Origin of the sequence: Microbacterium sp. NPDC090014 (assembly GCF_044748285.1) — a bacterium.
Lineage (GTDB): Bacteria > Actinomycetota > Actinomycetes > Actinomycetales > Microbacteriaceae > Microbacterium.
Window position 1 is genome coordinate 1,769,198 of record NZ_JBIVFS010000001.1, and the last position, 22,271, is coordinate 1,791,468.

The 22,271-nt window shown below is 68.0% G+C and carries 18 protein-coding genes and 1 tRNA gene; 13 read left to right on the plus strand and 6 right to left on the minus strand.

Annotated features, from left to right (window positions below; translation table 11 throughout):
• Positions 1 to 2,895 carry a UPF0182 family protein gene (locus ACIPV5_RS08350; protein WP_400340716.1) on the plus strand — a complete coding sequence of 965 codons (2,895 nt, stop codon included), beginning with the start codon at positions 1 to 3 and terminating at the stop codon, positions 2,893 to 2,895.
• Positions 2,896 to 3,045: 150 nt separating this feature from the next.
• Here the strand turns inward: ACIPV5_RS08350 and ACIPV5_RS08355 are convergent, their stop codons facing one another.
• Positions 3,046 to 3,636 carry a hypothetical protein gene (locus ACIPV5_RS08355; protein WP_400340718.1) on the minus strand — a complete coding sequence of 197 codons (591 nt, stop codon included), beginning with the start codon at positions 3,634 to 3,636 and terminating at the stop codon, positions 3,046 to 3,048.
• 221 nt (positions 3,637 to 3,857) lie between these two features.
• Between ACIPV5_RS08355 and ACIPV5_RS08360 the strand changes: the two genes are divergently transcribed.
• Together ACIPV5_RS08360 and ACIPV5_RS08365 are read left to right on the plus strand one after the other, a co-directional pair.
• Positions 3,858 to 5,177, plus strand: a complete 1,320-nt coding sequence (locus ACIPV5_RS08360; protein ID WP_053095606.1) for a hypothetical protein — start codon at positions 3,858 to 3,860, stop codon at positions 5,175 to 5,177.
• Between the two features lie 4 nt (positions 5,178 to 5,181).
• Complete coding sequence (locus tag ACIPV5_RS08365; protein ID WP_053095607.1) at positions 5,182 to 5,649, plus strand: hypothetical protein; 468 nt, start codon at positions 5,182 to 5,184, stop codon at positions 5,647 to 5,649.
• A gap of 120 nt (positions 5,650 to 5,769) precedes the next feature.
• On the opposite strand, the gene ACIPV5_RS08370 is transcribed toward ACIPV5_RS08365, so the two are convergent.
• Positions 5,770 to 5,843 (minus strand) — tRNA-Met (locus tag ACIPV5_RS08370).
• A 79-nt stretch (positions 5,844 to 5,922) separates the two neighbouring features.
• Here ACIPV5_RS08370 and ACIPV5_RS08375 point away from each other — a divergent pair.
• A complete protein-coding gene (locus tag ACIPV5_RS08375) occupies positions 5,923 to 6,744 on the plus strand; it encodes a carbon-nitrogen hydrolase family protein (protein WP_372984646.1) in 822 nt (273 codons plus the stop codon).
• Between the two features lie 10 nt (positions 6,745 to 6,754).
• On the opposite strand, the gene ACIPV5_RS08380 is transcribed toward ACIPV5_RS08375, so the two are convergent.
• Positions 6,755 to 7,954 (minus strand): aminotransferase class I/II-fold pyridoxal phosphate-dependent enzyme, encoded by a 1,200-nt coding sequence (locus ACIPV5_RS08380; protein WP_372984647.1) that lies wholly within the window; start codon positions 7,952 to 7,954, stop codon positions 6,755 to 6,757.
• Positions 7,955 to 8,054: 100 nt separating this feature from the next.
• Between ACIPV5_RS08380 and ACIPV5_RS08385 the strand changes: the two genes are divergently transcribed.
• The 3 genes from ACIPV5_RS08385 to ACIPV5_RS08395 are packed head-to-tail and all read left to right on the plus strand — an operon-like array spanning position 8,055 to position 12,387.
• A complete protein-coding gene (locus ACIPV5_RS08385; RefSeq protein ID WP_372984648.1) occupies positions 8,055 to 9,647 on the plus strand; it encodes a S1C family serine protease in 1,593 nt (530 codons plus the stop codon).
• A 53-nt stretch (positions 9,648 to 9,700) separates the two neighbouring features.
• Positions 9,701 to 10,954: a CDP-glycerol glycerophosphotransferase family protein gene (locus ACIPV5_RS08390; RefSeq protein ID WP_320487923.1), complete on the plus strand. Its 1,254-nt coding sequence runs from the start codon at positions 9,701 to 9,703 to the stop codon at positions 10,952 to 10,954.
• Entirely contained in the window at positions 10,951 to 12,387 is a 1,437-nt protein-coding gene (locus ACIPV5_RS08395; protein WP_230100651.1) for a CDP-glycerol glycerophosphotransferase family protein, read from the plus strand. The genes ACIPV5_RS08390 and ACIPV5_RS08395 overlap by 4 nt, the downstream gene beginning before the upstream one ends.
• Before the next feature lie 21 nt (positions 12,388 to 12,408).
• Here ACIPV5_RS08395 and ACIPV5_RS08400 read toward each other — a convergent pair whose 3' ends face one another.
• Positions 12,409 to 13,434: a glycosyltransferase gene (locus ACIPV5_RS08400; protein WP_053099055.1), complete on the minus strand. Its 1,026-nt coding sequence runs from the start codon at positions 13,432 to 13,434 to the stop codon at positions 12,409 to 12,411.
• Between the two features lie 153 nt (positions 13,435 to 13,587).
• On the opposite strand from ACIPV5_RS08400, the gene ACIPV5_RS08405 reads away from it, so the two are divergent.
• From ACIPV5_RS08405 to ACIPV5_RS08430, 6 genes are all read left to right on the plus strand, one after another.
• Positions 13,588 to 14,871, plus strand: a complete 1,284-nt coding sequence (locus ACIPV5_RS08405; RefSeq protein ID WP_072591026.1) for a CDP-glycerol glycerophosphotransferase family protein — start codon at positions 13,588 to 13,590, stop codon at positions 14,869 to 14,871.
• A 1-nt stretch (position 14,872) separates the two neighbouring features.
• Positions 14,873 to 15,637, plus strand: coding sequence for a biotin--[acetyl-CoA-carboxylase] ligase (locus tag ACIPV5_RS08410; RefSeq protein ID WP_372984649.1), 765 nt, complete (start codon positions 14,873 to 14,875; stop codon positions 15,635 to 15,637).
• A gap of 57 nt (positions 15,638 to 15,694) precedes the next feature.
• Positions 15,695 to 16,249 carry a PH domain-containing protein gene (locus ACIPV5_RS08415; protein WP_056278146.1) on the plus strand — a complete coding sequence of 185 codons (555 nt, stop codon included), beginning with the start codon at positions 15,695 to 15,697 and terminating at the stop codon, positions 16,247 to 16,249.
• Positions 16,250 to 16,339: 90 nt separating this feature from the next.
• The gene (locus ACIPV5_RS08420; protein WP_053095616.1) at positions 16,340 to 17,464 is read left to right on the plus strand and encodes a 5-(carboxyamino)imidazole ribonucleotide synthase; all 1,125 of its coding nucleotides are present in this window, start codon (positions 16,340 to 16,342) and stop codon (positions 17,462 to 17,464) included.
• 109 nt (positions 17,465 to 17,573) lie between these two features.
• The gene (purE, locus tag ACIPV5_RS08425) at positions 17,574 to 18,041 is read left to right on the plus strand and encodes a 5-(carboxyamino)imidazole ribonucleotide mutase (RefSeq protein ID WP_053099056.1); all 468 of its coding nucleotides are present in this window, start codon (positions 17,574 to 17,576) and stop codon (positions 18,039 to 18,041) included.
• A gap of 80 nt (positions 18,042 to 18,121) precedes the next feature.
• Complete coding sequence (locus ACIPV5_RS08430; RefSeq protein WP_400340722.1) at positions 18,122 to 19,492, plus strand: LCP family protein; 1,371 nt, start codon at positions 18,122 to 18,124, stop codon at positions 19,490 to 19,492.
• Between the two features lie 189 nt (positions 19,493 to 19,681).
• On the opposite strand, the gene ACIPV5_RS08435 is transcribed toward ACIPV5_RS08430, so the two are convergent.
• Entirely contained in the window at positions 19,682 to 20,263 is a 582-nt protein-coding gene (locus ACIPV5_RS08435; RefSeq protein ID WP_053095618.1) for a hypothetical protein, read from the minus strand.
• A 143-nt stretch (positions 20,264 to 20,406) separates the two neighbouring features.
• Complete coding sequence (locus ACIPV5_RS08440) at positions 20,407 to 22,167, minus strand: DUF4012 domain-containing protein (RefSeq protein WP_372984652.1); 1,761 nt, start codon at positions 22,165 to 22,167, stop codon at positions 20,407 to 20,409.
• Positions 22,168 to 22,271 lie beyond the last annotated feature (104 nt).

Sequence of the window (22,271 nt, forward strand, 5' to 3'; positions counted from 1 at the left end):
GTGACCTCGACTTCTGCACCGAACCCGGCCACTCCCCGAACCTCGCGAAGAATCTTCGGTATCTCGCTGGCGATCATCGCCGCGCTGATCGCCGCCTTCTTCGTCTTCGCGTCGCTCTACACCGAATTCCTCTGGTTCGACCAGGTGGGCTTCGCGGGAGTGCTCACCACCCAATGGTTCGCCACGGCGGTGATGTTCGTCGTCGGATTCCTCGGCATGGCCGTGCCGCTGTTCGTCGCCATCCAGCTCGCGTACCGACTGCGCCCCGTCTACGTGCGGCTCAGCTCGCAGCTCGACAGGTACCAGGAGGTCATCGAGCCGCTCCGCCGCCTCGCGATGTGGGGCATGCCGATCTTCTTCGGCCTCTTCGCCGGCTTCTCGGCGGCCAGCCAGTGGAAGACCGTCTGGCTCTGGGCCAACGGCGTCGCGACCGACGCCACCGACCCGCAGTTCGGCGTCGACACCGGCTTCTACATGTTCGCGATGCCGTTCTACTCGATCCTGCTGGCTTTCGTGTCTGCGGTCCTGCTGCTCACCCTCATCGTCACCGCGCTGGTGTCGTACCTCTACGGGTCGGTCCGCATCGGTCAGGGCGAGCTGCGCATCTCGAAGCCCGCACGCATCCAGCTCGCTGTGATCGCGGGGCTGTACCTTCTGGTTCAGGCGGCGAGCCTGTGGCTCGACCGCTACAAGACCCTCGTCGCACAGGACGACCGCATCGTCGGCCCGGCCTACACGGGCGTCAACGCCACGATCCCCGGCCTCGCGATCCTCGCGATCATCGCCGCGCTCGTCGCCATCCTCTTCTTCGTCACGGCCGTCATCGGCCGGTGGCGGTTCCCTCTCGCCGCGACCGCGCTGCTCATCGTCGCCTCGCTCGTCGTCGGCGTCGGATTCCCGTGGGCCGTCACCACGTTCCAGGTCCGCCCGAACCAGAACGCCTACCAGGCCGAGTTCTACCAGCGGAACATCGACGGCACCAAGGAGGCGTACGGGGTCGCCGACCTCGAGACCACCCCGTTCGAAGCCGAGACCGATGCCGAGGCCGGCCAGCTGCGTGAAGACGCCGAGACCACCGCATCGATCCGCATCGTCGACCCCAACGTGATCAGCCCCGCCGTGCGACAGCTCGAGCAGTACCGCGGCTACTACCAGTTCCAGGAGAAGCTCGACGTCGACCGCTACGAGATCGGCGGGGAGATGCAGGACACGGTCGTCTCCGTCCGCGACCTCGACATGAACGGCGTCGACGTCACGAACTGGAACAACCGCGCCGCTGTCTACACGCACGGCTACGGCTTGGTCGTCGCAGCGGGCAACCAGCGCACGCCCGACGGCGAGCCGGTCTTCCTCGAGCGTGGCATCCCGTCCGACGGCTTCCTCACCCAGCAGGAGGAGTTCGAGCCGCGCGTGTACTTCGGCGAGAACTCGCCGGGGTACTCGATCGTCGGCTCTCCCGACGGAACCGATCCTGTCGAGATCGACTATCCGCGAGGCAAGGACGGCGCCAGCGAGACCAAGACGACGTTCGAGGGCGACGGCGGACCGAAGATCGGGAGCAGCTTCACGAAGCTGCTGTACGCGCTGAAGTTCCAGTCGGAGCAGATCCTGTTCTCGAACCTCGTGAACGAGGACTCGCAGATCCTGTACGACCGCGATCCCAAGACGCGCGTGCAGAAGGTCGCCCCGTACCTCGAGCTCGACAGCGACCCGTACCCGAGCGTCGTGGACGGCAGGATCGTCTGGATCGTCGACGGATACACCACGAGCTCGACCTACCCCTACTCGACGAACGTGAGCCTGTCGGATGCGATCGCCGACTCGAACCTCCCGTCGCCGACGCTCGCGATCGACGAGATCAACTACATCCGCAACTCGGTCAAGGCCACGGTCGACGCCTACGACGGTTCGGTCACCCTGTACGCATGGGACGACCAGGATCCCGTGCTGCAGACCTGGCAGAACATCTACCCGTCGACGCTCAAGCCGGTGAGCGACATGTCGGCCGATCTGATGAGCCACGTCCGCTACCCGACAGACCTGTTCAAGGTGCAGCGCGACATCCTCGGCACCTACCACATCGACACCGCCGGCTCCTTCGCGCAGCAGGACAACCGCTGGCAGACGCCGAACGACCCGCGCAGCGAGCAGGTCCTGCAGCCGCCGTACTACCTGACGATGCAGATGCCGGGTCAGGATTCCCCGCGCTTCTCGATGTTCTCGACGTTCATTCCTTCGGCGCAGGGCGGCAGCAACCGCGACGTGCTGATGGGCTATCTCGCGGTCGACTCGGATGCCGGATCGGAGGCCGGCGTGAAGGCAGAAGGCTACGGCCAGCTTCGGATGCTCGAGATCGACACCGATACGACCGTGCCAGGCCCCGGCCAGGTGCAGAACACCTACAACTCGGACACGGCTGTGGTGCCGCAGCTCAACCTGCTGCAGCAGGGCGAGTCCGAGGTGCTGTACGGAAACCTCCTCACTCTGCCCGTGGGCGGCGGTCTGCTCTACGTGCAGCCGGTGTACGTGCAGTCCTCGGAGGGCACCAAGCTGCCGCGTCTGCAGAAGGTCCTCGTGGCCTTCGGCGACAAGGTCGCGTTCGAAGACACGCTGACCGCCGCGCTCGACACCCTCTTCGGCGGTGATGCCGGTGCGACCGGTGGAGACGATGAGGTCGAGCCGACCGAGCCCGACCCGGACACCGGTGAGGTCCCGACCGAGCCGACGGTGCCGACCGACGCCGAGGCCGAGGCTCTTGCAGCCGCGCAGCAGGCGCTGACCGACCGAGAGGCCGCATTGAAGGCAGGCGACCTGACCAAGTTCGCCGAGGCCGACAAGCGCCTCACGGATGCCGTGAACACGCTGCTCGGACTGGAAGCCGCCTCGGGGGAGTAACACCCCGGCCCCGTCTGCACGCGATGCCGTCCCTCGTTCGCGAGGGGCGGCATCGTCCGTTTCTGCCGACGCCCGCGGAGGCAGGCGACGGGCGCGACGAGCAGTCCGCTGACGCCGCCGCGATCCGTCCGTGCCGATCAGTCCGGTCGGTCAGTCCGCGTCGTAGCGGCAGGTCACGGAGCCCGTGCCGCTCTGCTCGACGACCAGCTCGTCGTTCCACAGAATCTGACAGCTCACGGTCGAGTCCGTGTCGTCGTCCGGGGCGGTGACGACGATCTCCGCCGAATCGCCGGTCGTCGTGTACTGCTTCCAGCCGCTGGAGGCCCACTCCTCGTCGTACGCCTGTGTGTCATCGGCGAAGGAGACCGTGAATGTGGGTCCGCCCGTGGCATGCACCTCGACGTGGTTGAGGCCGTTGCCGGCGAGGACGCCGACTGCCATCACGACGACGAGAATGAGATCGACGATGAGGGCGACCGCTGCGACGACGACGGCCGCCGTTCCCGTGCGAGCGACCGCGGAGCGTCTCGCTCGACCGGCCAGCAGGAGAGCGACGATCGCCAGCAGCGCGGCGGCTGCTGCGACCGGGAGCAGGGCCGGAACGGGCAAGAGGAGCACGATCAATGCGACGGAGATCAGCAGAGCCACGGCGCCGATCCAGAGGCTGACGATCGCGCGCCGCGATGAGCCTGATGCAAGCGCGGGACGGTTCCCCGCGGCGCTGTCTGGAGTCTGCGTCATCATGGACCTCCGGGTCATTGTTTCCACCGACCGCGCCGCCGTCGACGGTCGCGCCGTTCGGTGGGACAGTCTAACGAGTGGATCCGAGGGCGATGCGGGTGTCGTCTGGTCGCGAGCGAAGGAGTCCGGGAATCGATTAGTCTCTCGGAGGAGCCGCCCCGACGCGTCGAGAGATGTCCGGGCGGCACTTCACGGAAATCGAGACTGGAGGGGATCGAGATATGCCTGACTATTCGGAGTTGCCGGACATCATCGGCAAGATGAAGCGCGCCGCGATCGACTGTTTCATGGCGGACCAGGGCTTTCACCCGAACTGGGGAAATGACCAGATCTACGCGAAGTGGGGCTTCATGCTCAACTTCTACAACCGGCCGAATGCCGCAGGCGAGGGCGGGGGCGACGGCAACGGCGTGAACCACTCGGTCGCACCGGCTTTCGACGACATCCGGGCCGCGATCGATGCCCGCGTGTCGAAGTGGCTTGATCTGCCGGACGGCGGTGACGCCTGCGAGGCACCGGCGAGTGCGACCTCGGCGGCAGCCGCGATCCTCGGCACCTCGGGCGCGGGTGCGTCGGTGCAGAACACCGGTGCGATCGGCACAGCCAATGACTCGGTGCACGAGATGATGGCGAACAAGATCGAGGGCAGCTTCAAGCCCGCGTTCATCGACAAGTACTACATCCAGTTCCAGTCCGTCACCCACGGCCTGGGGGACGCATGCGTGATCCTCCAGCTCAACTACAGCGCTCAGGCCGCCATGTGGCCCGCCGCGCGACAGGACGTCGTGTCGATCTGCGACAGCGCTCGCGCCGCCTGGGACCAGAAGGCGGGGAACGCCGCTGCGGCCAACGGGACGCTCGTGCTGACCGTCGTCGGAGCGGTGGCGGGCGTCGTATCCGCGATCGTGACGGCCGGCACGGGCACGGTGGCCGCAGCAGCCGTGCTCTCGGGAATCGCCGGCGCGGCCAGCAGCGCCGTGCAGGGGATCGCCCGCAACGTCGTCATCGAGGGCAACACCTATTCCGACATCCTGTCGTCTCTCGACGAGGCGCTCGGCAATCTCGATAAGGCGCTCGAGAAGCAGGAGAACGAGCTCAACGACGCGATGACCGAAGCCGCGAGCATCATCCGCTCCGACAACGCCACCTACAATCTGGACGCGTTCGCTCTCGGCCCGTACCCGGTCGGTGACGGCACGATGAGCATGGACAGGAGCAATGCGACCGTTGTGTCGAACAGCATGGGCCGGATCGATACGGAGCTCGCCAGTGCCGCAGCGGCGCTCGGCAGCGCGCCGGCGTCGAACCCGACTCCCCGCGGCGCCGGCGTCGGGCGCTCGTCGAACGGCACGCATTACGCGGCGAGCGACCTCTACGCGCTGACGGCGCGCTGCCTGGCGCTCACCGTGGCCGAATATGCCCGAGGGCATCAGCTGTTCGACGCGACTGTCGAGGACTTCTTCTCGTCGGATTCCGCGGCTTCGCAGGAGGTCTCGCGCCTCCTTGCCGAAGAGATCCTCAGCGCGAATCTGGGGGTGTGAACTGATGGAGAGTCGTCATCTCGGACAGATCACCCTCGACGGCGGAACCGGAGGGGGCGCGATGAACGGCTCGGTGCCGTTCGACGGAGACGATGTGCAGGTGCGCATCGAGATCGACTATCCGGACCGCTTCGACGAGTCCGTCCTCAACGACGTCGATATGGTTCTCGACAATCTCGCCTTCCTCGACGAGATGGCGCGCACCACCATCTCCGAGGGAGTGCAGCGCGACAGCTCACCCGCGGCGAGCGTCTTCCGCACCTGGGAACAGGGCCGGGTCGGGGGCGCCTCGGCGGGTGACTTCGTGGACGCGCTCTCGGTCGCGCGCGTTCTCATCCTGCCGGACGGCGGAACCGCGAACAGGGACCGCGTCGTGATGAGCTACGTCGCGGCCGGCGCGGCGGCGCTGGGCAGCGTCCGAGTCAAGTTCGTCGAGCCGACCGGTCCTGAGCTCACACTCAGCTACCGCTGATCCTTCGCAGCCGAGCGATCTCGATGTCGCTCGGCTGCGAGGCCGGCGTGAGGTACACATGCGAAAGGCCCCTGATCGGAATATCTCCCGATCAGGGGCCTTTCGTGTGTCGCATTCTCGTTGCGGGGACAGGATTTGAACCTGCGACCTCCGGGTTATGAGCCCGGCGAGCTACCGAACTGCTCCACCCCGCGGCACGATCAATAGCCTAACACGCGAATCAGGAGTGCGCGAATCGAGGCCGCGAGGACGCGTGTGCGAGAGGATGGGAGCATGCCAGAGACCCCCGCCGTGCCCGTCGCTGTGCCCGTCGCCGTCTGTCAGTTCGCCCCCACCGCCTCCCGTGCGGCCAACCGGGATCGGATCGCGGAGCTGACGGCGGAGGCCGCCGCACGCGGTGCCAGGCTGGTCGTGTTCCCCGAGTACTCGAGCTACTTCGTGGATCCGATGGACGCCACTCTCGCCGAGAACGCGGAGCCACTCGATGGTGAGTTCGTGTCGACACTGACTGCGCTGGCCTCCGACTACGCAGTGGTGATCGTGGCGGGGCTGGCCGAGCAGGCCTCGGACGCCGCTCATGTGAGGAACACGGTGGTCGCGGTGCGCGGCGACGGCATCCTCGCGACCTATCGCAAGCAGCACCTGTATGACGCCTTCGGCCAGACCGAGTCCGACTGGGTCGAGGCGGGGGAGGTCGGGGGAGCGGCGACGTTCGAGCTCGCGGGCATCCGATTCGGACTGATGACCTGTTACGACCTGCGATTCCCCGAGGTGTCGCGCACTCTGATGGATGCCGGCGCCGACGCCCTGGTGGTGCCGGCCGAGTGGGTCCGCGGTCCGCTCAAGGAGCACCACTGGACCACGCTGCTGGCGGCACGCGCCATCGAGAACACCGCGTACGTGATCGCCGCCGACCACCCGACCCCGATCGGCGTCGGGCACTCGCAGATCGTCGATCCGCAGGGCGTCGTGCTCGCCGGGGTGGGAACGACCGAGGGCATCGCGGTCGCGACAGTCGAGCGGAGCACGATCGATCGCGTGCGGGCAGTGAACCCGTCCCTGCGCGTGCGCCGCTACGCCGTCGGTCCGCGCTGAACGGGTGCGTTCAGAAGCTCCTCGCGAGCCTCGTCGCCGCGTCCTCCAGGATCTCGACGCGTTTGCACGCCGCGAAGCGGACGAGCCCGGCGTACTCGCATCGGCGCGACTGCGACACGAAGGCGGTCAGCGGGATCGCCACCACTCCTGCGCGTTCGGGAAGTGCGCGGCAGAACGCCGCGGCATCCGCTCCGCCGATCGCTGACGCGTCGGCCACCGTGAAATAGCCGCCCTGGGGCGGATGCACGGTGAACCCGGCGGCGCGCAGGCCGGCGCCGAGTATCTCGTGCTTGCGCGCCAGCGTCGACGCGGCATCCGCGAAGAACGCATCTCCGAGGCGCAGACCCACGGCGATCGCCGGCTGGAACGGCGAGCCGTTCACGTATGTCAGATACTGCTTCACGGTCAGCACAGCGGTGATGAGATCGGCGGGGCCGTGCACCCAGCCGATCTTCCAGCCGGTCGCGGAGAACGTCTTGCCTGCCGACGAGATCGTGAGCGTGCGCTCGGCGGCACCCGGCAGGGTGGCGACGGGGGTGTGCGGGATCTGGAAAGCGAGATGCTCGTAGACCTCGTCGGTGACGATGATCGCATCGTGCAGGTCGGCGAGACGGACGACCTCCGAGAGCACCTCGCGACCGAAGACGGCTCCGGTGGGGTTGTGGGGGTCATTGACCAGGATGATGCGCGTGCGGTCGGACACCGCGGCCGCCAGCTGCTCCAGATCGGGCTGGAAGTCCGGTGCTCGCAACGGCACCGTGCGCAGTCGTGCGCCGGCGAGAGCGACCGCCGCCGCGTAGGAGTCGTAGTACGGCTCGAAGACGACGACCTCGTCGTCAGGACCGTCGATGAGGGCGAGCAGCGTCGCGGTCAGCGCCTCGGTGGCACCGGCCGTCACGATCACCTCTGTGGAGGGGTCGACCTCGAGCCCGTAGAAGCGCCGCTGGTGTTCGCTGATCGCGGCGAGCAGGTCGGCGTTCCCTCTTCCGGGCGGGTACTGATTCACCCCGCGGGAGATCGCGTCCCTGGCAGCGTCGAGCACCTCTGCAGGACCGTCCTCGTCGGGGAAACCCTGGCCGAGATTGATCGCACCGGTTCGGGCCGCAGCAGCGGACATCTCTGCGAAGATGGTGGGCGCGACGGTTCCGTCTGGTGCGAGCAGACCGGCTCCCGCTGCCGTGCGCCGCCATGCGCCGGGGATGACACTCATGAAGAACAGGCTAAGGCCATAGGTGAAACTCATCTTCGCCATACGAAACGCACAGATACAGGCGTCACTCTGAGAGGGCGTTGTTGAAGGAGCACACACCATGAACGAAGACAGCACCCAGGACCACACGGCACCTGCGTCGAATGACGCAGCGCCGTCCACCGAGGCAGCAGAGGTCGTCGACCGTTCGACGACGGATGCCGCCGCTCAGACCCCCGGCATCGTCGCCGCCCCGGGGCCATATCAGGGACACCACGTTCCCGCGACGTTCACATCGTCACCCGCGGCGGCATTCGAGGCGCCGACCGCACCTGTGGCGCCGGACGCCCAGACCGTCCCGCAGCAGTACCTCGGAGCGCCGGGACACCACCCTGGCCACGCATCGGGCCCGGTCGGCGGACCGGCCGCGGCCTCTCCCGGTGCGGCGTTCGGTCTGCACACCGGAGCGCAGCCCGGGCAGCCGGTCGACGGCTCCGTCAAGGTCAAAGAGCAGAAGCCGCGCGCCGGAGTGAAGTTCGCCGCGATCGTCGTGGCGGCTGCGCTCGTCGGCGGTGTCGCGGGCTTCGGCGGCGGAGCGATCCTCAACGGGATCTCCGACCAGAGTTCGACGGGCGTCGCCCAGGGTCCCGAGACCATCACCGTCAACAACCCCGGCTCCGTCAACGAGACGACGGCCGTCGCGACCGCGGCGCTCCCGTCGGTCGTCACCATCGAGGTGGCCGGCTCCGATCAGGGCGGCAGCGGATCGGGCGTCATCATCAGCGACGACGGCTACGTGCTCACGAACACTCACGTGGTGACGCTCGGCGGCGCAGTCGCCGATCCCACGATCCGCGTCACCACGTCGGACGGCCGCATCTTCTCGGCGACCGTCGTCGGGACCGACCCGATCTACGACCTCGCCGTCATCAAGCTCGAGGACGCGACAGATCTCACCCCGATCGACTTCGCAGACTCCTCCAAGCTCAACGTGGGGGACACCGCGGTGGCTCTGGGCGCGCCGCTCGGCCTGTCGAACTCGGTCACGACCGGAATCGTCAGTGCTCTGAACCGCAGCATCCAGATCGCGTCGTCGGCGCTTCCGGACTCGTCCTCGGAAGATGCTCCGCAGAACGAGCAGCAGACGCCTGAGGAGGGCGAGGGCCCGTTCCAGTTCGATCTGCCCGGCAACACCTCGCAGCAGACGTCGGAGTCGATCTCGATCGCCGTGATCCAGACGGATGCCGCCATCAACCACGGCAACTCCGGCGGCGCGCTCGTGAACAGCAAGGGCGAGCTCATCGGCATCAACGTCGCGATCGCGAGCTCCGGGAGCTCGGAGGAGTCGGGATCCATCGGGATCGGCTTCGCCATCCCCGCGAACATCGCTCAGCGGGTGTCGGAGGAGATCATCGCCGACGGCGCAGCCACCCATGGCCTGCTCGGGGCGTCGGTGCAGGATGCGGCCAGCGTCAAGGATGCCGACGTGTCGGGTGCCTACATCGCGGATGTCACCGGTGGCGGCGCCGCCGCGGCCGGCGGGCTGAAGGCCGATGACATCGTGACCGCGTTCAACGGCGTGCCCATCACGAGCGCCAGCGACCTCACGGCGCAGGTGCGGGCGGCAGCCGGGGGCAGCGACGCGAAGGTCACGTACATCCGTGGCGGCAAGGAATACGAGGCCGATGTGACCCTGGGCGACCTCGCCGGCTGACTCCGGCAACCGTGCTCACCGAGAAGGACGCCACCCCGCGATAGGCTCGCGGGGTGGCGTCCTTCTCTTTCGGCTCCGGCAATGCGGCCAAGCTGCTTCGGATACCGCTCTACCTCGCCGGACGCGCCGGCACCCTCGTGATTCCGCGCGGGGCCCGATGGGTGTTCGGGTGCGGTGCAGGCGTCGGGGATGGGGCTCTCGCCCTGCACCGTGTCGCCGCAGCTGAGGGGCACGACACCGTGTGGCTCACGTCCTCCGATCGGGAAGACCACGATGCCGCGGCGCTCGGCCTCCGCACGGTGCGCAAGGGCAGCCTGCGAGGGTGGTGGGCGACGGCGCGTGCCCGCGTCGTCGTCGTCACGCACGGCCTCGGCGACGTCAACCGCTATGCGGTGTCCGGTGCCTTCGTCGTGCAGCTCTGGCACGGCATCCCCCTCAAGCGGATCGGATTGGACTCACCCGCGACCACGCAGGTCCCGGAAGTCCCCGGTGCGCCGCTGCTGCGTCGTCTCGTCGGCTTCCTGTACCGCCGAGCCGCTCAGCGGATCCGAGTCTTCCCGGCCGCATCGCACCGGTCGAGGGGTCGGCTCGAGTCGGCCTTCGCGCTCGGCGACGGCCGCGTCGTCGTCACGGGCGAGCCGCGCGTCGACGTGCTGTCCGCAGGCGACCCGACCGAGCGTCGGGCCGCCGCGTCCGATGCGCTGGCGCGCGTCGTCGGCGAATTGCCGACCGCATCTCGGACGATCCTCTACGCCCCGACCTGGCGCGACGGAGCCGATGATCCGGCAGTCCCGTCGGCGACTCAGTGGGTGCGGATCATCCAGATGCTCGAGCAGCGGGATGCCGTGCTGCTCGTTCGCTCCCACCCGCTCGGAGAGGGCGGGTATGCGCCTCCGCTGCCCAGCAGAAGGGTGCGGATGCTCGGCTCCGGCCTGCTGACCGACGTCACGCCGGTGCTGCCGGCGATCGATGTGCTCATCACCGACTACTCCTCGATGGCGTACGACGTGGGACTCTTGAGAATGCCGGTGCTGTTCCTCGCTCCCGACGCCGAGGACTACGCGCGGACGAGAGGCTTCTACGGTCGGTTCCAGGACGTCGCCGGCGACGACGCCGCGACCGGCTGGGACTCGCTCTTGCCGCAGCTGTCTGCACTTCTGGACGACGAGGACCTCTTCTCTGCACGCGCCGAGCGTTCGGATACGCTCAGCGCGGAGATGCACGCCTTCCGCGACGGCGGCAACACCCGGCGCGTCTACGAGACAATCCGTGCGCGGGGGATCCCCGCGCCGAAGGGAGCAGCATGACCACGGCCCGGATCGATGAGGCGGCAGAGACGCTGGTCATCGCAGGCGCCGGCCAGCGCCCCACCACCGCCGAGCTGATCGGGCCGCGCGCCCGGGTCGGCGCGCGCATCACCGGCGGAGGCAAGACCTGGAAGGCGACGTTCCCGCTGCGCGCAGCACGGTGGGGCGGCCCTGAGCTTCCCCTGCCGACTGGGGACTACGAGCTGCACATCGCCGACGTGGAGCTCGGTGATCTCCTCGTCGCAGCGGAGGTGCTGACCGGCGTGCGCGTCGCCGTCGACGGGACGACCGTGCGCATCGCGGCCCCGATCGATCCCGCCTATGAGACGAGCGAGGGGCAGGCGACGCTCGAGGGCCGCTACCTCGCGCATCCCGGGGCGACCGAGAACGCCGTCTTCTTCGAGAGCTTCTACGGACGTGCCGTCGGCTGCAACCCGCAGGCGATCGACCGCGCCTTGTTCGCGCAGGCGCCGGACGTCACGCGCTACTGGAGTGTGGTCGACCTGTCGGTGGCGGTTCCCGACGGGGCGATCGCGGTGGTCGAAGGCAGCCCGGAGTGGTGGCGTGCCCGCGCGGCATCCCGCCTGCTCGTGGTCAACGACTGGCTGCGCCGTCGCTTCGCCCGCAAGCCCGGCCAGAAGGTGCTGCAGACCTGGCACGGCACACCCCTGAAGCGGCTGGCGCTGCACCGTCCGGGGTTCGCTCCTCGACGGATGGCGGCGGTCATCAAGGAGTCCCGACGCTGGGACGTGCTCCTGGCACAGAACACCTACTCCGAGCGCATTCTCCGCAAGGCGTACGCATTCTTCGGACGGCCCATCTGGGTCGAGGGGTATCCGCGGAACGACGCTCTGGTCACCGGGGATGCCGCAGCGATCCGCGCGGATCTGGGCATCGCCGACGGCGAGCGCGTGCTGCTGTATGCGCCCACCTGGCGCGACGACCGACCCGAGATGGTCGACTTCATCGACGCGGAGGAGCTCGCGAGGCAGACGGACTCCGTCGTGCTCGTGCGCGGCCACTCGCGCACGATCGACACGGGACGGGACCGAGCGGGCGCTCGCGTGATCGACGTCACCGGATACCCCGAGACCTCGCAGCTTCTGCTCGCCGCCGACGTGTTGATCACCGACTATTCCTCGGTGATGTTCGATTTCAGTGTCACGGGCAAGCCGATGTTCTTCCTCGTGCCCGACCTCGACCACTATCGCGGAGAGCTCCGTGGGTTCTACTTCGATCTCGAGACCCGCGCCCCCGGCCCTCTGGTCCGCACGCAGGATGAACTGGTCGCGGCACTCGCCGACGGCGAGCACGGGAACGTCTATGCCGAGCGATATCGTGCCTGGCGGGCGCAGTTCAACCCGCGGGATGACGGTCGCTCCGCCGAGCGGGTCGTCGCGCGGATCCTGGACCAGGGGTACGTCACCCGGTGAGCCGGTCGGCGGTGCGGCGCGTCAGGGGAGTGGCGTGTTGCGGGTGCCGAGTCGGGACGCGTCCACCGTGTCGCGAGCGCCGCGCAGCACGCCCTCGATGAAGCCGAGGCCCCAGGAGAGGTGCATGGTGGGCAGAACCAGCAGTGTCCACAGTCTCTGGCGCAGCCCGCCACCGCCGGGAAGGCAGGCGACGCCCACCACGAGCAGCAGATACGCCACCAGCGGCAGATAGACCACAGCCCCGACGACGAGCGAGAGAGCGCCGGAGAGGATGCCGGTCAGCTGCAGGACGCCGGTGAGGAGAGCGGCCGCGACGAGGACGACGAGTGCCGGGGGAGCGAAGTACCGGATGCCGTTGCGGCGTCCGTATCGTCGCACGAGTTCGCCGCGCCACGCGCCCGTGGCCCGGAACTGACGGGCGAGGCGCAGCCAGCTCTCGCGAGGCCAGTAGGTCACCGAGAGATCGGGATCGAACCAGACGAGATGTCCTGCCTGGCGGATGCGGAGGTTGAGCTCCCAGTCCTCTCCGCGACGTATCGACTCGTCGAAGAGCCCGACCTCGTCGAGCACCGACCGACGCATGACGCCGAGGTAGGCGGATTCGGCCTCGCCCTCGTGGGTGCCGCCGTGATAGGCCCCCCCGCCGAGGCCGACGGGGGAGTTGTAGAGGCGCGCGACGGAGGTCTGGAACGGCGTGCGTCCGTCAGCGCGCATCACACCGCCGACGTTCGCGGCACCCGTGCGTTCGAGAGTCGCGAGGGCGAGGGCCGCATAGCCCGGAGCGAGTTCGGAATGGGCGTCGACGCGGACGATGGTCGCGAAGCGGCTGGCCCGGATCGCGGCGTTCAATCCGACCGGGATGTGAGCTGCGGGGTTGTCGACGAGCCGGATCCGCGCGTCCCCGGCGGCCAGGCGCTGAGCGAGCTCCGTCGTGCCGTCGGTGGAAGGCCCGAGCGCGAGCACCAGCTCGGCCGGGACAGTGAGCTCCTGCTGGAGCACGGAGGCGACTGCGTGCTCCAGATAGGCGCGCTCGTTGAGCACGGGCATGACGAAAGACACTCCGTTCTCCGGGGCGGCGATGTCGTTGTCAGGCACATGACGATCATGGCATGCGCTTCTCGCGCGTTCGCTGATTCCCGGCACCGGTGATCTCGGAAGGCGTCAGGCGGGGCGAGCCGCCGCACTCGGTATCCTGGAGGGATGGGTGCTGTGTCCGATGCGAAGAAGGCCTACCGTCTGCTGAAGCGGGCGCTCGCCTCGCGCAAGGCTGTGCAGCGAGTGCGGCGGCGCCTCGCCGAGCGCGAACCGCACCCGCCGGAGCACTACCAGGTGGCGGTGTACTTCGCCGACGGCGACGTGAACATGTACCAGATGCGGCAGTGGTATCGCCCTCTCGTGGAGCTGTCGAAGCACTGGCCCGTCGTCGTGCTGTCCCGGTCGGCGACGGGCGCCGACAAGCTGCTCGACGAGGCCGGTCCTCCCGTCGCCTTCGTCCCGACGATCCGTGATCTCGAACGCTTCCTCAGCACGCAGGACATCCGTGTCGTCCTCTACGTGAATCAGAACACCCGCAACTTCCAGATGTTCCGCTACGGCAGGCGCTGGCACGTGTTCATCAATCACGGCGAGTCGGACAAGATGTACATGACGACCAATCAGTACAAGGCGTACGACTACGCCCTGGTCGCAGGACAGGCTGCCCGTGACCGCCTGTCACGGACTCTCTGGGACTGGGACATCGATCGACGGACGATCGAGATCGGCCGGCCGCAGGCCGACCACTACTCGGGCACGCTGCCGTACGTTCCGGACGAGCGCACCGTGGTGCTCTACGCCCCGACGTGGGAGGGCGACCGCCCGAGCGCGCACTACGGGTCGATCGCCACCCACGGCGAGACCCTCGTCACGACGCTGCTCGCCTCGGAGAGGCACCGCGTGATCTACCGCCCGCACCCGCGAAGCGGCGTGATCGACGACGCGTACGGTGCCGCGCACCGACGCATCATCGCCGCCATCGCGGCCGCCAACGCCGCGGATCCGTCCGCACAGCACGTCTACGACGACGGCGCGGAGCTCGGATGGCAGCTGGCCGCCGCCGATGTCGCGATCGTCGACATCTCGGCGATGGTCTACGACCGCCTCGCAGTAGGCAAGCCGCTGATGATCACACGGCCGGCCGACGAGAGGGCATCGATCGACACCAACGGCTACCTGTCGGACTGTGAATGGCTCGACGCCGGCGCTGCGGGTGACATCGTCGCCGAGGTGGAACGCGTGCGTGCCGACGAGGTCGCCATCGCGAGGCTGCGCATGTGGGTGCAGCACTACTTCGGAGACACGACCCCCGGAGTGGCCACGGAGAAGTTCCACGCCGCGATCGCGCAGCTCATGCAGAAGTGGGATCGTTGGCAGGCGAACGAGATCGGGGCAGTGCGCACCGATGAGGACGATGACGACGAAGAGGCCGACGAAGAGGAGGTCTGACGTGGACCTTCCACTCACTGCCGCGGTCGCCTCACGTCTCGAGGTGCTGACCGAAGCAGGCTCGACGAACGACATCTTGAGCGAGCGAGCGCGCGATTCGCCGTCGACGCCGCACCTGTCCGTTGTCCTCACCGACAACCAGACGGCGGGGCGCGGCAGACTCGGCCGCTCCTGGACATCCGCACCTGGCGCATCGCTCGCCGTCTCCGTGCTGCTGCGGAGGCTGCCCTCGGCGGCGGATTCGCGAGGCTGGATCCCGCTCGCGGCCGGAGTGGCGATGGCGGATGCGATCGCCGAACAGCTTCCCGACCACGACGTGGCGGTCAAATGGCCGAACGACATCTTGGTCGACGGTCGCAAGATCTGCGGAATCCTGGCGCAGGCGACTCAGGATGCCGTCGTCGTCGGAACCGGTGTGAACACGGCGATGACAGGGTCGGAGCTTCCGGTGCCGACCGCGACGTCCTTCGCGATCCTCGGCGTCGAGGCCGACGCCGACAGGCTTCTCGCCACCTACCTGCGCGCACTCGATCAGCTGGTCGCCGAGCTCGCGGCAGCGGGCGACGCCGTCTCGAGCGGTCTCCACGCCGCCGCGAGCGAGCGGTGCGCCACGATCGGTCTCGACGTCAGGGTCTCCCTTCCCGGCGACTCCGTCCTCGTCGGAAGAGCCACCGGACTCGACGTGGACGGTCGGCTCGTCGTGCAGGCGGAGGGCGGCGACACGTCGATCTCTGCCGGAGATGTGGTGCACGTCCGTCCGGCGTGAGTCTGACACGCCCGGCGCGCGAGCGGCGATGTCGGCGGTTGCGGGCACAATGGAGGGGTGACTCAGCCCGTGACTCTCGGCGGAAGGCCGACGATGCCACCGCCGGGTGCGCCCGCGGAAGAGCTGCTCATCGCCCGGTTCCGCACTCACGCCCGGAGGCTCTTCTGGTCGGCGCTCGTGCTCATCGCCGTCTTCGGTGCGACGTCCTTCTTCTACGACAACCTCCCGGCGCCGTTCGAGAACTGGATGCTGCTGAGTGCAGCCGGAGCGATCGTCCTCCTGTTGGTCGTCGTGCCCTGGGTCATCTGGTACTCGCGCTCCGTTACTCTCACCACGCGGAGGGTCATCGTCAATCACGGTATCGGCGCCCGCAACAGGCGGGAGATGTCGCACGCTCGGGGATACACGATCGGCGTCCGCCGCGGCATGATCCAGCGGATGTGGGGCGTCGGAACGATCACGCTCTCGAATGGGGTCGATGCACCGTTGCGTCTGCCCAATGTCCCGAACGTGACGCTCGTGCACGAGACACTGGCCGATCAGATCGAGGTGAGCCAGATTCTGGCGCACCGCGATGCGCAGTCAGGTCACGACGGCACTGCCGGATTCTGAGCGCGGTACCGCGTCGGCGGGTCGGGCGGGACGCGTGAACGGCGCTCGCGCTGATGCGCGAGAATGGTCAGGACGAAATGGAGGCGGCCCATGGCGCTGCGCGTTGGTGTGATCGGTGGAGGCCAGCTGGCTCGGATGATGATCGCTCCGGCGGTCGAACTCGGACTCGAGCTGAGGGTGCTCGCTGAGGACGAGGGGATGTCCGCGCAGCTCGCCGCGACGGCGGTCGGCGACTACCACGACCTCGAGGTCGTCCGCGCGTTCGTCCGCGACGTGGACGTCGTCACCTTCGACCACGAGCACGTGCCGCAGGAGGTGCTGCGGGCACTGGTTGCCGACGGGGTCGCCGTGCACCCGGGGCCGGACGCCCTGCAGTTCGCCCAGGACAAGCTCCTGATGAGGGCGAGGCTCGAAGAGCTCGGGGTTCCTCAGCCGGACTGGGCGCCGGTGCGCGACTCCTCCGAGCTGCAGGCATTCCTCGACGAGCACGACGGGCAGGGTGTCGTGAAGACCCCCCGCGGCGGATACGACGGCAAGGGAGTCCGCGTGGTCCGAGAGGCCGGCGAGGCTCAGGACTGGTTCGACGGGCTCGCCGACGGCGAGGCGCTGCTGGTCGAGGAGCTGGTCGGATTCGTGCGCGAGCTCGCGCAGCAGGTGGCTCGTCGTCCGGGCGGCCAGATCGTCGCCTACCCGGTGGTCGAGACGGTGCAGCGCGGGGGTGTGTGCGCAGAGGTGATAGCGCCGGCGCCTCATGCGGCCGAGCGCCTCGTCCGGGTCGCCGAGGAGATCGGTCGATCGATCGCGGAAGGACTCGGGGTCACCGGGATGCTCGCGGTCGAGCTCTTCGAGACCGACGATGAGCGCATCCTCGTGAACGAACTCGCCATGCGTCCGCACAACAGCGGCCACTGGAGCCAGGACGGCGCAGTGACCGGGCAGTTCGAACAGCACCTGCGCGCTGTCGCGGACCTGCCCCTCGGCGACACCGCGCCTCAGGCGGCGTGGTCCGTGATGGTGAACATCCTCGGAGGGCCGCAGACCGGCACGCTCGGCGACCGTTTCGCCGGAGCCATGTCCGAGCATCCGTCGGCGAAGATCCACACCTACGGAAAGAGCCCGCGACCGGGTCGCAAGGTCGGGCACGTCAATGTGACGGGCGACGACCTCGACGACGCGGTGTACGTCGCGCGCGCCGCGGCGGCGCACTTCGACTGAGCGTGCGGTCAGGGGTGTGCCGTTCGGGGTTTCTCCCAGCACCAGACCGTAGCCTGAGTGGGTGACTGAGCCACTGCACTCCTCCACCGCGCCCCTCGTCGGCGTCGTCATGGGTTCCGACTCCGACTGGCGCGTGATGAGCGACGCCTCTCAGTCGCTGAGCGACTTCGCTATCCCGCACGAGGTGGAGGTCGTCTCGGCGCACCGCACCCCCGACAAGCTCATGCAGTACGCGCGGGAAGCGCGCGGTCGCGGCATCCGTGTGATCATCGCAGGTGCCGGCGGGGCCGCTCATCTTCCCGGGATGCTGGCCTCGATGACCGCGTTGCCGGTCATCGGAGTCCCCGTTCCGCTCGCGTACCTCGACGGGATGGACTCGCTTCTCTCCATCGTGCAGATGCCTGCCGGAATCCCGGTCGCGACGGTGTCGATAGCGGGAGCGCGCAACGCGGGCATCCTCGCGGCGCGGATTCTCGGCACCTCCGACGATGACCTCGCCGATCGTGTCGAGGCCTACGCGCTCGACCTCGAAGCGCAGGTCGAGGAGAAGAACGATCGGCTGAAGGGGTCCCTGTGACCCTTGCGCCGCCGCGAGGTACGGCGCGACCACTGATCGAGAGCCGCCCGATCCGGCATCCGAACACCGCCGATGCGGGGATGATGACCAAACGCGGGTGGTGGCTGGTGCTGCTCAACCTGCTGGTGCCCGGTTCCGCCCAGGTCCTCGCCGGCAATCGCAGGCTCGGACGCTTCGGTCTCGGGGCGACGCTGACCGCATGGCTGCTCGTGATCGTGGGCGCGGGGCTGGCGTTGTTCGCTCGTCCTGTACTGCTGTGGCTCACGGTCGGCGGAGGCTGGTTCTCCGCGGTCATCCTGACTCTCGTCCAGGTGCTGCTGATCGCCTACCTCGTGCTGTGGGTGGTGCTCACCTTCGATGTGCTGCGGCTCGTCCGACTGGTCAGGGTCCCGGGCCCGTCCAAGTTCGCGATCCCACTCGTCGCCCTGCTTCTGCTCGGTCTCGTCGGAACCGGAACGGCATACGCGGCGTCGTACGTCGGCACAGCCCGGGGAACGATCAGCACGATCTTCGGACAGAGCGGGCCCAGCCTGCCGCCGAGCGAGGGGTATTACAACATCCTGCTGCTCGGAGCGGACAGCGGCGAGGGCCGAGACTCGATGAGGTTCGACAGCATCTCGGTGGTCTCGGTGAACGCGACCACCGGCGCCGTGACGATCACCGGGATCCCGCGCGAGCTGCCCAATGCACCCTTCAGCGAGGGAAGCCCGATGCAGGCTCTGTATCCGAACGGCCTCGAGGGTCACAGCTCCAGCGCGTGCGGCTGGAACGGCTGGATGAACCACGTGCGCAATGCCGCAGAGATCTGCCGTGACGACAACGGCACCGGCCTGTACCCGGACGCCGCATCGCACGGTTCCGATCCCGGCATCGAGGCGACCAAGGATGCGGCGGAGGGCGTTCTCGGCATCGAGATCCCGTACTACGTCTTCGTCGACATGCACGGCTTCGCTGCGCTCGTCGACGCGCTCGGCGGTGTGGACATCACTGTGACGGAGCGGCTGCCCAAGGGTGGCCCACCCGAGGGCACCGACCCGTATGACGTCGACGCATGGGCGATCGGGTGGATCGAGGTCGGCGAGCAGCACATGGACGGTGACACGGCGCAGTGGTATGCGCGATCGCGGTACACGACGAGCGACTGGGATCGGATGAAGCGCCAGCGCGAACTGCAGGAGGCGATCCTCGCGCAGTTCACCCCGCAGACGGTGCTCACGCGCTTCAACGAGGTGGCCGCCGCGGGTACCGCGCTGATCAGCACCGATCTGCCTCAGGACAAGCTGCCCGAGTTTTTCGACCTGATGACGAAGGCCCGGGAGCAGACCGTCACCACGATCGAGCTCACTCCTGACAACGGGGTGGACGAGCACACCCCTGACTACGGGTACATCCACGAGCTGGTCCGGCAGACGCTGCACCCGCCGACGGAGACGCCGACGCCGACTCCGTGATCGGTGACGTCGATCGGGATGTTCTCCCTCGAACGGCCGGTGCACATGAGTGAGCCCACGGCCGCCACCTGAGAGTGAAGGTGGCGGCCGTGGGCCTCCGGTTCAGGACCGGATTCACCAGACGACGGTGATCGGAGGGGGAGGGATCACCGTCGTCCAGTCGGTTCCCGCTGAAAGCGGGGACCTGACCTAGGCGCGCTTACGGCGCGTGACGCCTGTGGCGACGAGTACTCCACCAGCCACCAGAGCAGCTGCCCCACCTCCGAGAACCCACGGCGAGACGCTGCCGCCCGTGAGGGCGAGCTCGAGCCCGCCGCCGGTGAGCGGAAGCTCCGTGCCCGCGGCCGCGACACCGGGATCGTGGTCGCAGCTCACCGCTGAATCGTGGCCGTGCGAGACGGTGATCGTCGCCGTGTACGACCGCGACCCGTCGAAGGCGAGTGCGTAGGAGCCCTCGCCGTCGGCCGGCGGGCGGAAGGTGACGACGAGGCTGCCGTCCGCCGCGGCCGTGTTGCCCGAGACAGCGGAGTCGCCCGCGTTGAGGCCAGAGACCGACACTCCGACGTTCTCAGACGGCAGGAAATAGCCTGCGCCGAAGACGACGGTGGACACTTCGCAGATGTCGATGATCGGATCATCGACGCTCACCCGCGGCGTGCCGGCATACGAGTCGGACTCGGTCGGAACGACCGGTGAGGCGGAGGCGACAGCAGGTGCCATGAGCACGAGTACGCCAGCGGTAAGGCTGATGGCAGCCAGTTTCTTCAGCATGATTCTCCCCAGAAATACACGCGGAATCGCCTTCGGATACACCCCTGCATCCGACTGCGTGAGCTCTTCCTGTCCCCACGACAGAATTGCAGAACTCAGATATTCCCCAGTGAGAATGACCCTACATCATCGAATCAGGAAAGTCACGACGTGCAACGCAGTTGTTCGCGGGACACGTCGGGTGCGGTGACCATGGGCGTGTGATCGACCACCGTCAGTCGTTCTCCGGCGCCGGTTCCCTGATATTCGACGGTGATCGTCGACGATTCGCCCGGAGCCAGCAGCACCTCGTGCTGAACGGCGGAGCGGGAGCCGAGCAGAGCCGTTTGCACACTGACCTCTTCTCCGTCGCGATCGATATGAGACGGGGTCGCGCCCTCGGGGCCGTACACGGTGATCAGGGTCCTGGTCGACCCGGCGGGTACTCCGTAGAACCCGTTAGCGGTCACGTATGGCGGCAGCGCCGTCCCGGCGTCCGCGGGCGCGTCGTTCTTCCAGGTCACCGTCACCTGCGTGGTCGGTTCGCCGTCGCACGTGCCGATCGACGTCGTGATGGCCGCGTCCGCGTAGAAGTCCATCTTCCCGCCGGTCGTGTCGTTGAAGAGCACGCCGACGTGGGTCTGGGGGCCGTCCTCGGGCAGCGCCCCGCCGAGCGTCGACGCCGACAGGATCGCCTCTTCGTCCTCATGCGCGCTCCAGATGCGGATGCGTCGCTCATCGGCCGACTCGGCGAGGGCGGCGACGAGATCCTTCGGGGCCGCTTCGGTCAGCGCAGCGGACAGCAGCGCTCCCGCCGCCTGGGAGAAGATCTCATCCTGCGCCGCCGGATCGGGCACGCTGGCGTAGATCTCCGAGATCAGCAGGCCCACGACGGTGTCTTTCGTCGCGCTGAACGGCCCGAAGGTGAGCGGGCCCGTGGCTGCGACGAGGTTCTCCGTCATCACGGCGTCGACCGCGATGACGCCGTCGATGGGGTGCCCGAATCGGTTCTGCCATCGTGCCGCGATCGCGGGGCCTGCTTCCGTGAAATCCGGAATGCTCGTCAGGTTCTGCATATACCGACCGGGGCTGTCCTCGAAGAGGGCGACGGTCGACTCGCTCAACGGCAGCGGCGTGTCGAGGGAGGGGAAATCCGGAACGGAGGCCTGCTGGACGAGCGTGATCCGGCCGTTCTCGGCGTGCAGCAGGGCGATCGCCCCGATGATTCCGCCGGACGATCGCAGCTCGGCATTGTTCTGCATCGCGAGCACATAATTGCGGGGACCCTCTCCGCCGAGCATGCTCGGCAGCAGCGCGGACGCTCCATGCAGCGCTCCCACGACGGTGGCAGCCTGCGTGACGGCCGATCGCATCTCTCTCACGGCATCGGCGAGCGGAGGAATCGTCGCGCCCGCGTCGATGTCGAGCGCTCGCGTCTCCGCAGAGGTCAGCGTGGCACTCGCCTCAGCCAACGGGGGCTCGATCTGCGCGAAAGGCGTGAGATCTACCACTCCGCCGGAGAGTCCCAGACTCGCCAGATCGAGTTCCTCAGCGGCGGCCAGCACCGGAACGAGCGCGTCCGACGCGACGTCGTCGGCGATCTCGGCGACGTCGCTCACCGCCGAGAAGTTCGGTCCGAGCCAGGGCAGCAGACCGAAGCCTGACCAGATCGGATCGGATGTCAGGTCGTGCGCGGACCGTGCGTGGTGAGCGATGCGCGCAGAGAGCGTTGCGGCTGTGTCGAGGTCGCCCTGCCCGATCGCCTGCTTGAGCTTCGACGACGCGGCCGAGACCTGCTGCAGATCGTTCACGGCTCCGATCCCACGGATGCCGACCCAGCCGATCGCGAGCACGACGAGGGTCACGATCGCGCCGATGGTCCACCGCAACCATCGACGACGTACAGGCAGGCGTCCGTCACTCACCCCTGCATTCAAGCACGAAGCGAGATATCGGCGGCGGACGGCCCCGCAATCCTCCGCGCACCCGGTGCTGCTCCCAGGTTCGGGGCGGGTGGGCGATTACTGTT

Excerpts from the sequence above, each read along its gene's own strand:
- ACIPV5_RS08435 (WP_053095618.1), bottom strand. The coding sequence starts at position 20,263 with ATGCTGAAGAAACTGGCTGCCATCAGCCTTACCGCTGGCGTACTCGTG.
- ACIPV5_RS08365 (WP_053095607.1), top strand. The coding sequence starts at position 5,182 with ATGGAGAGTCGTCATCTCGGACAGATCACCCTCGACGGCGGAACCGGA.
- ACIPV5_RS08360 (WP_053095606.1), top strand. The coding sequence starts at position 3,858 with ATGCCTGACTATTCGGAGTTGCCGGACATCATCGGCAAGATGAAGCGC.
- ACIPV5_RS08395 (WP_230100651.1), top strand. The coding sequence starts at position 10,951 with ATGACCACGGCCCGGATCGATGAGGCGGCAGAGACGCTGGTCATCGCA.
- ACIPV5_RS08385 (WP_372984648.1), top strand. The coding sequence starts at position 8,055 with ATGAACGAAGACAGCACCCAGGACCACACGGCACCTGCGTCGAATGAC.
- ACIPV5_RS08380 (WP_372984647.1), bottom strand. The coding sequence starts at position 7,954 with ATGAGTGTCATCCCCGGCGCATGGCGGCGCACGGCAGCGGGAGCCGGT.
- ACIPV5_RS08375 (WP_372984646.1), top strand. The coding sequence starts at position 5,923 with ATGCCAGAGACCCCCGCCGTGCCCGTCGCTGTGCCCGTCGCCGTCTGT.
- ACIPV5_RS08400 (WP_053099055.1), bottom strand. The coding sequence starts at position 13,434 with ATGCCCGTGCTCAACGAGCGCGCCTATCTGGAGCACGCAGTCGCCTCC.
- purE (WP_053099056.1), top strand. The coding sequence starts at position 17,574 with ATGGGTTCCGACTCCGACTGGCGCGTGATGAGCGACGCCTCTCAGTCG.
- ACIPV5_RS08355 (WP_400340718.1), bottom strand. The coding sequence starts at position 3,636 with ATGACGCAGACTCCAGACAGCGCCGCGGGGAACCGTCCCGCGCTTGCA.
- ACIPV5_RS08405 (WP_072591026.1), top strand. The coding sequence starts at position 13,588 with ATGGGTGCTGTGTCCGATGCGAAGAAGGCCTACCGTCTGCTGAAGCGG.
- ACIPV5_RS08430 (WP_400340722.1), top strand. The coding sequence starts at position 18,122 with ATGATGACCAAACGCGGGTGGTGGCTGGTGCTGCTCAACCTGCTGGTG.
- ACIPV5_RS08420 (WP_053095616.1), top strand. The coding sequence starts at position 16,340 with ATGGCGCTGCGCGTTGGTGTGATCGGTGGAGGCCAGCTGGCTCGGATG.